Raw genomic sequence first — 11,683 nt, 5'->3', positions numbered from 1 at the left:
TCGAAACGCTCGCACCCTTGCCTCTACTCCTTCTCGATCAGCAACAAGGAGCCACAGAGCTACACCCCCACAGAACCGCTGTGGTGCCGACACCTCGGAAACTCAATGCAACGTCACACCACAGGGTGACGACCCTCAGAGAACGCCGCGCTGGCCGAGGGCACGGTGGTGGTCGAGGCGGGGCGGCGCAGCGGGGCCAAGAACACGGCCGCGTCCACCTCGGCGCTCGGGCGGGTGCTCATGGCGGTGCCGGGGCCGGTCACCTCGGTCAGCTCGCTGGGCTGCCACGAGCTGCTGCGGTCCGGCGAGGCCCTGCCGGTCACCAACGTCGCCGAGATCCTCGAATCCACCGGGCGGCTCGGCGTCGACCTGGTCGAGGCGACGCGCAACACCGACGTCGGTGCGCCGCAGGGCGACGCGATGCGGGTCTTCGAAGCGTTGGGCCTGTCGTCGGGGTGCAGCCCGGAGGCGATCTCGGTCGAGTCGGGTGTCGAGCTCACGCGGGTGCGCGCTCTGCTGCCGGAACTCGAACTGGCCGGTCTGGCCCAGCGCGCGGAAACAGGTTGGAAGCGCTCCCAGGAGGCGAGTTGGCGTGGCGATACTTGACCAAGTGCGCTTGAGGGCGCAGCGTCAGGGACTATGTCCCCGCAGCCGCCCGCTCGGACACCGAGAGCGGATCTCGCGCGCCTCCGTCGCGGGCTGCCTGCCGACGTCAAGGCGGCGCTGGACGGCTACGAGCGCCACCTCGCCTCCGAGCGCGCGTTATCCCCGCACACGGTTCGCGCTTACCTGGGTGACGTGGTGGCCCTGCTGGTCCACCTGGCCGCCGGCGCGCCCGAGCACGCCGCGGTGGAGTCAGTCGACCTGCCCGGGCTCCGTTCCTGGCTGGCCGCGCAGCACTCGGCCGGCGCGAGCCGCACGACGCTGGCGCGGCGCGCGGCCTCCGCCCGGGCGTTCACCGCGTGGGCAGCCCGCACCGGCCTGCTCGCCGACGACCCGGGCCCGCGGCTGGCCGCGCCCCGCCCGCACCGGACGCTGCCCCAGGTGCTGCGCCCGGAGCAGGCCCGCGCCGCGATGGCGGCTGCCGAAGTAGGCGCGGAACAGGGAGATCCGGTTGCGCTGCGTGACCAGGCCGTGGTGGAGTTGCTGTACGCGACGGGTGTGCGAGTCGCGGAGTTGTGCGGTCTCGACCTCGACGACGTGGACTACTCCCAAAGGGTGATTCGGGTTCTGGGCAAGGGCAGCCGCGAACGTGTGGTGCCGTTCGGCGTTCCGGCCGAACGCGCGGTACGTCGCTGGGTGGAACACGGACGATCGGCGCTGGTCAGCGACCGTTCACACCGGGCACTGCTGCTCGGCGCGCGCGGCGGGCGGCTCGACCCGCGCACCGCCAGGAAGATCGTCCACGACGTGGTGGGCGCGCTCCCCGACGGGATCGACACCGGGCCCCACGGCCTGCGCCACTCGGCGGCCACGCACCTGTTGGAAGGGGGAGCGGACCTGCGCACCGTCCAAGAGCTCCTTGGTCACGCTACGCTCGCAACGACTCAGCTCTACACCCACGTCACCGTCGAACGGCTGAAGGCGATCCATGACCGAACCCACCCCCGTTCCTGACGTAGCAGGGGGAGGTTCGCGGACCGCAACCGTGACCTCTCCCTCCGCCGCGAACGTCGGGACCTCGTCGGAGGCGAACACCCCGGCCGGGGTGAACGGTCACCACGTCGACGACGAGCCGCCCCGAAACGGGCACACCGTGGACAGCGGCGGCGAGCACACCGCGGACAGTGGCGGCAGTGCCGGTGGTGTCGGCGAGCACACCGCGGACAGCGGCGGCAGTGCCGGTGGTGTCGGCGAGCACACCGCGGACAGCGGCGGCAGTGCGGGCGGTGCCGGCAGACCGGCGCACCCGGCCGCCGAATCGCGTACCGCCGACGACGTGGAAGCCGGCATCATCGCGCTCTGGCACACCTACGGCGAGTCCAAGGACCAGACCGTGCGCGATCGCCTCGTGCTCCACTACGCCCCGCTGGTCAAGTACGTCGCGGGCCGCGTCGGTACCGGCCTGCCCGCGCACGTCGACGTGGCCGACCTGATCCAGTCGGGCATCTTCGGCCTGGTCGACGCGATCGAGAAGTTCGAGCCCGAGCGCGGCCTGAAGTTCGAGACCTACGCCATGCAGCGCATCAGGGGCGCCATCCTCGACGACCTCCGCTCGCAGGACTGGGTGCCGCGCTCGGTCCGCAGCCGGGCCCGCGACGTCGAGCGCGCCCTCGAACGCCTCGGCGCCCGCCTCCAGCGCACCCCGACCGACCGCGAACTGGCCGCCGAGCTGAAGATCGGCCTCGGTGAGCTGCGCGAGCTCTACGCCCAGCTCCAGCTGACCAGCGTCGTGGCCCTCGACGAGCTGATCGCGGCGGGCCGCAGCGCGGGCGGCGCGGGCTCGTCACTGGCCGAGTCCCTGCCCGACGAGGGCGCCGAGGACCCGATCGCCACGCTCGTCGACCAGGACAGCCGCCGCCAACTGGCCGACGCCATCGCCCAACTCGCCGAACGCGACCGCGTCGTGGTCACCCTTTACTACTTCGAGAACCTGACCCTGGCCGAGATCGGCAAGGTCCTGGGCGTGACCGAGTCCCGCGTCTGCCAACTCCACACCCGCGCGGTCCTCCGGCTCCGCACCAAGCTCAACGAGCAGTTGGAGAGTTAGCAGGGCAGCTCCGGTTCGCGCCTCCGAGGCTGGTTGGTGAGCCGGCGGTGGGGTTGTCGGCGGGGCTGGTCGGCGGAAGCGGTGGAGGAAGCGACGGAGGAAGGCGGCCGAGGTCGGCTGGGAGGACTGCCTGAAAGAGCCGCCGGGCCTGGGGAGTCGATTGCTGGCCGGGGGATCGGTGGTCGGGGGAGTCGGCCGGTGGCCAGGGGAGTCGGCCGGTGGTCGGGGGAGTCGGCCGGTGGCCAGGGGAGTCGGCCGGTGGTCGGGGGAGTCGGCCGGTGGCCAGGGGAGTCGGCCGGTGGTCGGGGGAGTCGGCCGGTGGCCAGGGGAGTCGACCGGTGGTCGGGGGAGTCGGCCGGTGGCCAGGGGAGTCGACCGGTGGTCGGGGGAGTCGGCCGGTGGCCAGGGGAGTCGACCGGTGGCCGGGGAAGTCGGCCGGTGGCCAGGAGAGACGACCGGTGGCGGGGGAGCCGACCGGTGGGTCGGGGAGTCGACCGGTAGCAGGCGGACTCGGCCCGGGCCCGTCGCGAGCAGGTGCAGGGGGTCCAGGTAGGCGTGTGCCCGAGGCGGGCCGACCCGGAGCGCGCCCCAGTGCAGGCAGGACTCCGGCGCGCACCCCTCGTGCCCCGCGCGCAGCCTCCCGACCCGCTCGCCCCGGCGCACCAGCCGCCCCCGCCCCACGGCGGGCTCCACCGGCTCGTACGTGGTGCGCAGCCCGCCGGCGTGCGCCAGCGACACCACCGGCCGGTCGGCCACCCGGCCCGCGTGCACCACCACCCCGTCGGCGGCGGCCAGCACCTCCGCACCGGGGCCGGCGCGGAGGTCCACGCCCCGGTGCCCGGCGGCGTACGGGCTCGGCGGTGCCTCGAACGGACGCACCACTTCGTGCGGTGGTGCGAGGGGCCAGGCGAAGCGGTGGGGCCTGCCGGCGGCGCCGGCAGGAGGCGGCGACAGCGCTGTCGCCAGCACTGCCAGCAGCGCCGCCAACAGGGCCGACAGCCCTGGGACCAGGGGCGGGACCAGCGGTGTTCGCGTGATGGGGGTCATGGGTCCACCGTGCCGGGGTGGACCGGGGGCGGCCAGGGGCTTCCGGCGATCTGTGGACAACTCGCGGACCTGTGGACAACTGCCGGGGTCGGTTCGTGGTTCCGACCCCCACCGGCGTACACTCGTCACGCGCCCCGTGTGAGTGCAGGGCGACTTCGCGTGCCACTGCAGATCCGACCCGCGTCCCGTGGTCGAGTCACGGCGTCCGGCGGTCCCGAGGGTCGGATAACCCTCAGGTTCGGGCGACGGCAATGGCACCAGGGCGGCAGGCCACCCGGGCCCGCCGCGACGAACCGGAACGCGTGCCGGCCGACAACACCGGCGCGCCCGAACGAAGAGGTGCGAACCCGGCCATGGCCGTCGTCACCATGAAGCAGCTGCTCGACAGCGGCGTGCACTTCGGGCACCAGACCCGGCGCTGGAACCCGAAGATGAAGCGCTACATCTTCACCGAGCGCAACGGCATCTACATCATCGACCTGCAGCAGACGCTGAGCTACATCGACCGGGCTTACGAGTTCGTCAAGGAGACGGTCGCGCACGGCGGGTCGATCCTGTTCATCGGCACGAAGAAGCAGGCGCAGGAGGCCATCGCCAACGAGGCCCTCCGCGTCGGCATGCCCTACGTGAACCAGCGCTGGCTGGGCGGCATGCTCACCAACTTCTCCACCGTGCACAAGCGCCTCCAGCGGCTCAAGGAGCTGGAGTCGATGGAGCAGACCGGCGGCTTCCAGGGTTTCACCAAGAAGGAAATCCTGATGATGAACCGCGAGAAGGACAAGCTGGAGCGCACGCTCGGCGGTATCCGCGACATGTCCAAGGTGCCCAGCGCCGTGTGGATCGTGGACACCAAGAAGGAGCACATCGCCGTCGGCGAGGCGCGCAAGCTGAACATCCCGATCGTGGCGATCCTCGACACGAACTGCGACCCGGACGAGGTCGACTACCCGATCCCGGGCAACGACGACGCGATCCGCTCCGCCGCGCTGCTGACCAAGGTGGTGGCCGAGGCCGCCGCCGCCGGTCTGATGGCGCGCTCCGGTGCCCGCACCCAGGTCGCCGACGGCGCCGACAAGCCCGAGCCGGGCGCCGACGAGCCGCTGGCCGAGTGGGAGCAGGAGCTGCTGGTCGGTGCCGAGGCGACCGAGAAGCCCGCCGAGGGCTCCGAGGCCGTCCAGTCCTGATCGAGCCGCGCGCCGCGCTCCCCCTCGCCGGGGTGGCGCGGCGCGCGCACTCCAACGACCGCGCGTAAACCGCATAAGGAACGGATCCAGCACGATGGCGAACTACACCGCCGCTGACGTCAAGCGCCTCCGCGAGCTCACCGCCGCCGGCATGATGGACTGCAAGAAGGCGCTCGAGGAAGCCGACGGCGACTTCGACAAGGCGGTCGAGATCCTGCGCATCAAGGGTGCGAAGGACGTCGGCAAGCGCGCCGAGCGCACGACCTCCAACGGCCTGGTCGTGGCCGAGGACGGCGTGATGATCGAGCTGCGCTGCGAGACCGACTTCGTCGCCAAGAACGCCGACTTCCAGGAGCTCGCCTCCCGGATCGTGGCGGTCGCCAAGGCCACCCGCCCGGCCGACGTCGACGTCCTCAAGGCCGCCGACCTCGACGGCAAGGCCGTCGACGCGGTCGTCCAGGAGTTCTCCGCCAAGATCGGCGAGAAGCTGGAGCTGGCCAAGGTCGCCGTCTTCGACGGCAAGGTGACCACCTACCTGCACCGCCGCGCCGCCGACCTGCCGCCCGCCGTGGGCGTCGTGGTCGAGTACACCGGCGACAACGAGGAAGCCGCCCGCGGCGCCGCCATGCAGATCGCCGCGATGCGCCCCCGCTACCTCACCCGCGACGAGGTCCCGGCCGACGTGGTCGCCAACGAGCGCCGCATCGCCGAGGAGACCGCGCGCGAGGAGGGCAAGCCGGAGGCGGCGCTGCCCAAGATCGTCGAGGGTCGCGTGAACGGCTTCTTCAAGGACGTCGTGCTCCTGGAGCAGTCGTCGGTGACGGAGTCGAAGAAGACGGTCAAGGCCGTGCTGGACGAGGCCGGGGTCACCGTGACCCGCTTCGCCCGGTTCGAGGTCGGCCAGGCCTGATCCACGTGGGGGCGGGGTTGCGCGCTGGCGTCGCGACCCCGCCCTTGCCGTGTCCGAAGGAGGACCTGTGAGCGCAGAGGTAGACCACGAGCGCGGTGAGGACCCGGCCCACGGGTACCGGCGCGTGATGCTCAAGCTGGGCGGTGAGATGTTCGGCGGCGGCGGCGTCGGCGTCGACCCGGACGTCGTGCAGACCGTGTCCCGCCAGATCGCCGCGGTCGTCCGGACAGGGGCCCAGGTCGCCGTCGTCATCGGTGGCGGCAACTTCTTCCGCGGCGCCGAGCTGCAGCAGCGCGGCATGGACCGCAGCCGCGCCGACTACATGGGCATGCTCGGGACCGTCATGAACTGCCTCGCCCTCCAGGACTTCCTGGAGCGGGAGCACGGCATCGAGACGCGCGTGCAGACCGCCATCACCATGGGGCAGATCGCCGAGTCCTACATCCCGCGCCGCGCCATCCGCCACCTGGAGAAGGGGCGCGTCGTCATCTTCGGCGGCGGCGCCGGCATGCCCTACTTCTCCACCGACACGACCGCCGCGCAGCGCGCGCTGGAGATCGGCTGCGAGGTCGTGCTCATGGCCAAGGCCGTGGACGGCATCTACACCGCCGACCCCAAGGTCGACCCGGACGCCCTGATGTTCGACAACATCACCCACCGCGAAGTGCTCGAACGCGGTCTGAACGTGGCCGACGCGACCGCGTTCAGCCTGTGCATGGACAACAACATGCCGATCATGGTCTTCAACCTGCTCACCGAGGGGAACATCGCACGGGCCGTGCGCGGTGAGAAGATCGGGACGTTGGTGAGCACCCCCGGTGGTCGCCCGTCCTTCTAGACCTGCTGGGATTCGAGCCGAACTTCGCCACACCCTAGGGAGCCAGCCGTGATCGACGAGACCCTCCTCGACGCAGAGGAGAAGATGGAAAAAGCGGTGTCCGTGGCCAAGGAGGACCTGGCCTCGGTGCGTACCGGCCGCGCCACCCCCTCGATGTTCTCCCGCATCGTCGTCGAGTACTACGGTTCACCCACGCCGCTGAACCAGCTGGCCAGCGTCGCCATCCCCGAGGCCCGCATGGCCGTCATCAAGCCCTACGACCAGAGCCAGCTCAACTCGGTCGAGAAGGCCATCCGCGACTCCGACCTGGGCGTCAACCCCAGCAACGACGGCACCGTCATCCGCGTGGTGATCCCGCAGCTGTCCGAGGAGCGCCGCCGCGAGATGGTCAAGGTCGCCAAGGGCAAGGGCGAGGACGCCAAGGTCTCCATCCGCAACATCCGCCGCAAGGCCAAGGAGGAGCTGGACCGCCTGGTCAAGGACGGCGAGGTCGGCGAGGACGACGGCACCCGCGCCGAGAAGGAGCTGGAGAACGTCACCCACCGGTACGTGGCGCAGGTCGACGAGCTGGTCAAGCACAAGGAAGCCGAGCTGCTCGAGGTCTGAGCAGGTCGCACCCGGTGCGTCCGGCGCGCTTCGCGGGCCGCACGCCTTGCCCGGCCGGACGGCCGTGAACAGGAGCACAGCAGGTGTCAGTCGGCGGTGAGCGGGACGCGCCGGGGAAGAGCCCATCACGCGCGGGGCGCGACCTGCCCGCGGCCATCGCCGTGGGAGTCGGCCTCGGCGCGGTCATCCTGGTCGCCCTGCTGACGGTGCGCGAGCTGTTCATCGGCGTCGTGGCGGTCGCCGTCGCGGTGTCCACCTACGAGCTGGCGGGCGCGCTCAAGCGCGGCGCGGGCGTCCGGGTCGCGCTGGTGCCCGTGCTGCTGGGCGGGCAGGCCGCGGTGTGGCTGGCCTGGCCGCTGGAGCGCGCGGGCGTGCTGGGCGCGTTCGTGGTCACCATGCTCGTCTGCCTGATGTGGCGGCTCAAGGACGGCCCGGACGGCTACCTGCGGGACGTCACCGCGTCGGTGTTCACCGTGGCCTACGTCGCGGTGTTCGCCTCCTTCGCGGTCATGCTGGTGGTGCCGGACGACGGCGTGTTCCGCGTCCTGGCGTTCCTCATCGGCGTCGTGCTGTCCGACACCGGCGGCTACGTGGCCGGCGTCCTGTTCGGCAAGCACCCCATGGCCCCCACCATCAGCCCCAAGAAGTCCTGGGAGGGTTTCGCGGGCTCGATGGTGGCGGGCATGGTCGGCGGCGCCCTCACCCTCGACCTGATGCTGGGCGGCCAGTGGTGGCAGGGCGCGCTGTTCGGCGCCGCCATCGTCGTCACGGCCACGGCGGGCGACCTGGTCGAGTCGCTGATCAAGCGGGACCTCGGGATCAAGGACATGGGCACGCTGCTCCCCGGGCACGGCGGCCTGATGGACCGGATGGACTCGCTGCTGCCCTCGGCCGTGGTGTCCTGGCTGCTGCTCCAGGCGTTCCTGCCCGCATAGCCCTCACCCCACCCGGTCGCCCGCGTCGACCAGCGAGAACAGCGCGCCGAACGGGTCGCGCACGACCGCGGTGCGCCCGTGCGGCGCGTCGAACGGCGGCACCTCCACCCGGCCGCCCAGGGCCACCGCGCGCTCGGCGGACGCGTCCGCGCCCACCCCCGGGTCGACGCCGAAGTACACCATCCAGTGCGACGGCACCCCGGCCGGGAACCCCGCGCCCACCCGCAGCCGCCCCACGGCCTCCGCGCCATCCTTGGACCACGTCTTGTAGTCGAACGCCCCGCCGTCGCCGAGCTGCCGCTCCTCGTAGCCGAACAGCGCGCCGTAGAACCGGTCGGCGGCCCCGGCGTCCCGCGTGGTCAGCTCGGCCCAGTTCAGCGCCCCCGGCCTGCTCGTGGCCGCCGCGGCGCCCGTGACCTGCCGGAACCCGACCACCGCGCCCGTCGGGTCGGCGGTCAGCAGCACGCGGCTCGCGCCGGGCGCCTCCAGCGGGCCCGCGACGACCTCCCCGCCCAGCTCGGGCACTCGCGCCGCGACCTCCTCGACGTCGGCCGCGTGCAGGTGCAGCAGCCAGCCGGGCGGCACGCCCTCGGCGCTCTCGAAGACGCCCGCGACCGGCTCGCCGCCGTGCCGGGCGACGGTGTAGCCGTGGTGGTGCGGGTCGAGGACCACCTCGTAGGTCCAGCCGAGCAGCCGGGCGTAGAACTCCCGGCTGGCGGCCGGGTCCTCCGACGAGACCTCCACCCAGGCGGGTGTTCCGGGGGTTGGCATGGCGCCCTCCTCGCACAGGTGTTCGAATCCGTGCGAGCACCGTACGCCGGGGGTACGACAGAACGGCCCGTCAGCCGGTCGCGGCGCGGTCGTACCAGGCCAGGACCCGCAGGGCGCGCAGGGTGTTCCACCTGCTCGGCCCGCCGTCGCCGCCGTCGAGGGGGAAGTGGACCGCGCCCGGGTGGGTGTTCTCCAGCGGCCACGTGCCGTCGGGCCGCCGCTTCGACCGCACCACGTCGACCGCCTCGGCCAGCTCCGGGACCGGGGCGTGCCCGGCGGCGCGGAAGTGCTCCAACCCCCGCAGCACGTCGTAGTGCCACCAGGTCGGGAACGAGAACTCCAGCCAGGCGGGCTCGACCACCTCCCCGGTGCCCAGCCGCCGGAACAGCCGCCTGCGCAGCAGGTACCCCTCGCCGCGCCGGCGGGCCGCCACCGACCCCGCCGAGCCGCCGGTGGCCCGCTCGTGCTCCAGCAGCCCCTCGACCACGCAGATCGTCGTGTGGAACGACGAGCGCACCGACCCGCGCTCGGCCTCGCAGTTCCAGCCGCCGTCGGCCAGCTGCTCGCCGACCAGCCGCTCGACCAGGTCGTCGACGTCCACGCCGAAGTACGCGCCGACCGCGGTGGTCCGCCCGTTGATGCACGGCTCGACCTCGCCGGCGAAGAACGGCTGCCCGTCGTGCTCCCACCGGCAGTTGTCCCGCACCAGCGCCACCGCCTCGCGCACCCGCGCGTCGGCCGGGTCGACGCCCAGGTCCCGCAGGAGCGTCAACGCCGGCAGGGTCGAGGTCCACGGCTGGCCGGCGGAGAAGTCGCCGCGAAAGTCCGCGGGGAAGCACGCGCCGCCGGCCCACCGCCCGTCCTCGTCGCGCAGCGCGAGCAGCCGGGCGCCCCAGCCCTCGGTGGCGACCCGGGCCCGTTCGGCGGTCACCTGCCCGGGGGACGCGTCGGTCAGGTCCCGCAGCACCTGCCACCGCAGGGCCGGGTCGGCGTCGAGCAACCACTCGATCGTGGCGGCATCGGGATGGGCGGTCATGCGCCGGCGGGCCTCACTCGTCGTTCGGGTCGTCGATCCGCGCGCCGATGTCGTCGTCGGTCAGCGGGGTGGCGCGGGACGGGTCGATCACCGAGAACACCGCGCCGGAGTGGTCGGCCACCACGGTGATCCGCCCGAACGGCGTGTCGTAAGGCTCCACGGTGACCCGCCCGCCCAGCTCCAGGACCCGGGTGGCCACCGAGTCGGTGCCGATCTCGGGCGCGGCGGTGAAGTAGACCATCCAGTGCGGCGGGGTGCCCGGCTCGAACGCCCGGCCCATCCGCTGCCGGCCCAGCACGGTGTGCCCCTGGATCGCCCACAGCGTGTAGTCGACGGCTTGGCCGTCACCGATCTGGGTGACTTCGAACCCGCACAGCTCGTGGAAGAACTCGTCCGCCAGCTGCCCGTCGCGGGTGTTCAGCTCGGCCCACGCGTAGGCGCCGTGCCCGTCGGTGCCGAACAGCCAGTCGGGGCCCGCGCGGCGGAAGCCGATCACCGCGCCGGTCGGGTCGGCGAGCAGGGTGACCTGCTCGGTCGGCTCGCCGAGCAGCGTGCCGCCCAGCGCGTGCGCCTTCTCGGCGGTGGCCCGGGCGTGCGGGGTGTTCAGGTAGAGCGTCCACGCGCTGGCCCGCGGCGCGGCGACCAGCTCGGCCACCGGCAGGCCGTCGACCACGGCGACCGTGCGGCCGTCGACGTCGGAGTAGTACCAGCCGAACAGGCCGGTGTAGAAGTCGACGGTGGCCTGGAGGTCGGTGGTGGCGAGGTCCACCCAGCACGGCGCGCCGTGGTGCATCTCGGCCAAAGCGGGAGAATTCGGGACGATCGACACCACATACCTCCTGGCAGGCGGGGATTCGATCAACCTACGGCTCTAGAGTCGTCCCGTGAAGGGATTCGTCCGCGCGGCCCTGGCCGCCGTGCGCCCGGCCGACGTGCTGCCGAGCCCGAACATCTGGCACTGGCCCGAGGTCTACGAGGTCGAGAACCGCGCCCAGGACGCGGGCGGCGCGATCTGGGCCGCGCTGCGCGAGGAGTGCGACTGGACCGGCCGGGACGTGGTCGACGTGGGCTGCGGCGACGGGTTCCACCTGCCGGTGTTCGCCGCCGACGCGCGCTCGGTGACCGGGGTCGAGCCGCATCGCCCGTTGGTGGAACGCGCCCGGGCCCGGGTGGCCGACCTGCCCAACGCCGAGGTGGTCGCCGGCCCGGCCCAGCGGCTGCCGCTGCGCGACGGGAGCGCCGACCTCGTGCACGCCCGCACGGCCTACTTCTTCGGCCCCGGCTGCGAGCCGGGCATCCGCGAGGCGGAGCGCGTGCTGCGGCCCGGCGGCGCGCTGGCGGTCGTGGACCTGGACGGCCTGGCCCCGCCCTACGGGCCGTGGCTGTGCGCGGACGAGCCCCGCTACGACCCGGTGGCGGTGGAGCGGTTCTTCGCCGACCGGGGGTTCTCGCTGCGGCGCGTGCGCGCGCTGTGGCGGTTCGAGCGGCGGTCGGACCTGGAGGCGGTGCTGCGCATCGAGTTCTCCGGCCCGGTCGCGGAGCGCGCCATCGCCGAGACGCCCGGCCTGGCCTTCGAGGTGGGGTACCGGGTCCACGTCCGGCGCAGGCCCGCCGGGCTCGTGCTGCCCTGAGCGCCCGACCCGAGG

The 11,683-nt window shown here is 72.7% G+C and carries 12 protein-coding genes and 1 pseudogene; 9 read left to right on the top strand and 4 right to left on the bottom strand.

Annotated elements, in window-relative coordinates:
* The first annotated feature begins 165 nt into the window (after positions 1-165).
* From EKG83_RS39755 to EKG83_RS39745, 3 genes are all read left to right on the top strand, one after another.
* Positions 166-606, top strand: coding sequence for a DNA-processing protein DprA (locus EKG83_RS39755; protein WP_051765924.1), 441 nt, complete (start codon positions 166-168; stop codon positions 604-606).
* Between the two features lie 33 nt (positions 607-639).
* Positions 640-1,617 carry a tyrosine recombinase XerC gene (locus tag EKG83_RS39750; RefSeq protein WP_033431443.1) on the top strand — a complete coding sequence of 326 codons (978 nt, stop codon included), beginning with the start codon at positions 640-642 and terminating at the stop codon, positions 1,615-1,617.
* A gap of 139 nt (positions 1,618-1,756) precedes the next feature.
* Positions 1,757-2,710, top strand: coding sequence for a FliA/WhiG family RNA polymerase sigma factor (locus EKG83_RS39745; protein WP_407690804.1), 954 nt, complete (start codon positions 1,757-1,759; stop codon positions 2,708-2,710).
* Between the two features lie 591 nt (positions 2,711-3,301).
* Here EKG83_RS39745 and EKG83_RS39740 read toward each other — a convergent pair.
* A pseudogene (locus tag EKG83_RS39740) lies at positions 3,302-3,757 on the bottom strand (peptidoglycan DD-metalloendopeptidase family protein); the annotation flags it as partial.
* 353 nt (positions 3,758-4,110) lie between these two features.
* Here EKG83_RS39740 and rpsB point away from each other — a divergent pair.
* The 5 genes from rpsB to EKG83_RS39715 all read left to right on the top strand — a co-directional run bounded on the left by rpsB (position 4,111) and on the right by EKG83_RS39715 (position 8,230).
* The gene (rpsB, locus tag EKG83_RS39735; RefSeq protein ID WP_033431442.1) at positions 4,111-4,941 is read left to right on the top strand and encodes a 30S ribosomal protein S2; all 831 of its coding nucleotides are present in this window, start codon (positions 4,111-4,113) and stop codon (positions 4,939-4,941) included.
* Between the two features lie 94 nt (positions 4,942-5,035).
* Positions 5,036-5,851 carry a translation elongation factor Ts gene (gene tsf, locus EKG83_RS39730; protein WP_033431441.1) on the top strand — a complete coding sequence of 272 codons (816 nt, stop codon included), beginning with the start codon at positions 5,036-5,038 and terminating at the stop codon, positions 5,849-5,851.
* Between the two features lie 127 nt (positions 5,852-5,978).
* Positions 5,979-6,689: a UMP kinase gene (gene pyrH / locus EKG83_RS39725; protein ID WP_051765984.1), complete on the top strand. Its 711-nt coding sequence runs from the start codon at positions 5,979-5,981 to the stop codon at positions 6,687-6,689.
* 48 nt (positions 6,690-6,737) lie between these two features.
* Positions 6,738-7,295: a ribosome recycling factor gene (frr, locus tag EKG83_RS39720; RefSeq protein WP_033431439.1), complete on the top strand. Its 558-nt coding sequence runs from the start codon at positions 6,738-6,740 to the stop codon at positions 7,293-7,295.
* Between the two features lie 83 nt (positions 7,296-7,378).
* Complete coding sequence (locus EKG83_RS39715; protein ID WP_033431438.1) at positions 7,379-8,230, top strand: phosphatidate cytidylyltransferase; 852 nt, start codon at positions 7,379-7,381, stop codon at positions 8,228-8,230.
* Positions 8,231-8,233: 3 nt separating this feature from the next.
* Here EKG83_RS39715 and EKG83_RS39710 read toward each other — a convergent pair whose 3' ends face one another.
* From EKG83_RS39710 to EKG83_RS39700, 3 genes are all read right to left on the bottom strand, one after another.
* Entirely contained in the window at positions 8,234-9,001 is a 768-nt protein-coding gene (locus tag EKG83_RS39710) for a VOC family protein (RefSeq protein WP_033431437.1), read from the bottom strand.
* Between the two features lie 70 nt (positions 9,002-9,071).
* Entirely contained in the window at positions 9,072-10,037 is a 966-nt protein-coding gene (locus tag EKG83_RS39705; RefSeq protein ID WP_033431436.1) for a hypothetical protein, read from the bottom strand.
* A 13-nt stretch (positions 10,038-10,050) separates the two neighbouring features.
* The gene (locus EKG83_RS39700; RefSeq protein WP_228122981.1) at positions 10,051-10,830 is read right to left on the bottom strand and encodes a VOC family protein; all 780 of its coding nucleotides are present in this window, start codon (positions 10,828-10,830) and stop codon (positions 10,051-10,053) included.
* A 91-nt stretch (positions 10,831-10,921) separates the two neighbouring features.
* Here EKG83_RS39700 and EKG83_RS39695 point away from each other — a divergent pair, with 91 nt between their 5' ends.
* The gene (locus EKG83_RS39695) at positions 10,922-11,668 is read left to right on the top strand and encodes a class I SAM-dependent methyltransferase (protein ID WP_051765919.1); all 747 of its coding nucleotides are present in this window, start codon (positions 10,922-10,924) and stop codon (positions 11,666-11,668) included.
* Positions 11,669-11,683: the final 15 nt, after the last annotated feature.

The sequence above is a fragment of the Saccharothrix syringae genome, from assembly GCF_009498035.1.
In the GTDB taxonomy this organism is placed as follows: Bacteria; Actinomycetota; Actinomycetes; order Mycobacteriales; family Pseudonocardiaceae; genus Actinosynnema; species Actinosynnema syringae.
Note: the sequence above shows the minus strand (reverse complement) of the source record. Positions and strands in the feature narration are given on the sequence as shown.

Excerpts from the sequence above, each read along its gene's own strand:
- EKG83_RS39700 (WP_228122981.1), bottom strand. The coding sequence starts at position 10,830 with ATGCACCACGGCGCGCCGTGCTGGGTGGACCTCGCCACCACCGACCTC.
- EKG83_RS39750 (WP_033431443.1), top strand. The coding sequence starts at position 640 with ATGTCCCCGCAGCCGCCCGCTCGGACACCGAGAGCGGATCTCGCGCGC.
- rpsB (WP_033431442.1), top strand. The coding sequence starts at position 4,111 with ATGGCCGTCGTCACCATGAAGCAGCTGCTCGACAGCGGCGTGCACTTC.
- pyrH (WP_051765984.1), top strand. The coding sequence starts at position 5,979 with ATGCTCAAGCTGGGCGGTGAGATGTTCGGCGGCGGCGGCGTCGGCGTC.
- tsf (WP_033431441.1), top strand. The coding sequence starts at position 5,036 with ATGGCGAACTACACCGCCGCTGACGTCAAGCGCCTCCGCGAGCTCACC.
- EKG83_RS39705 (WP_033431436.1), bottom strand. The coding sequence starts at position 10,037 with ATGACCGCCCATCCCGATGCCGCCACGATCGAGTGGTTGCTCGACGCC.
- EKG83_RS39710 (WP_033431437.1), bottom strand. The coding sequence starts at position 9,001 with ATGCCAACCCCCGGAACACCCGCCTGGGTGGAGGTCTCGTCGGAGGAC.